Annotated in this window: 1 protein-coding gene; it reads right to left on the reverse strand. The window is 64.3% G+C overall.

All coding sequences use genetic code 11. The features are described 5' to 3' along the window. The coding region (locus tag MKZ91_RS31535; RefSeq protein WP_336174952.1) for a sugar phosphate isomerase/epimerase family protein at positions 1-504 on the reverse strand (504 nt) is incomplete at both ends.

Genomic DNA, 504 nt, shown 5'->3' on the forward strand with positions numbered 1-504 from the left:
GCCATCTTCGAGAACACCGCGCCGAAATCCACCTGGCCGTCACCAAGCGAGCGGAACCGCCCTGCCCGGTTCACCCAGCCCTGGTAGCCGCCATAGACGCCCTGGCGCCCGGTCGGGTTGAACTCCGCATCCTTGACGTGGAACATCCGGATGCGGTCCTTGTAGATGTCGATGTTGTCGAGGTAGTCGAGGCACTGCAGCACGTAGTGCGACGGGTCGTAGAGCATGCAGGCGCGGGCATGGTTGCCGGTGCGCTCCAGGAACATCTCGTAAGTGATGCCGTCGTGCAGGTCTTCACCCGGATGGATCTCGTAGCAGATGTCGACACCGTTCTCCTCGGCATGGTCGAGGATCGGCTTCCAGCGCTTCGCCAGTTCGTCGAAGGCGGTCTCGACAAGGCCGGCCGGGCGCTGCGGCCAGGGATAGACGAAGGGCCAGGCAAGCGCGCCGGAGAAGCTCGCCATCGCATTCAGCCCGAGGTTCTTCGAGGCGGTCAGTGCCAGC

It is taken from the genome of Ensifer sp. MJa1 (genome assembly GCF_037026475.1).
Taxonomy (GTDB): domain Bacteria; phylum Pseudomonadota; class Alphaproteobacteria; order Rhizobiales; family Rhizobiaceae; genus Ensifer.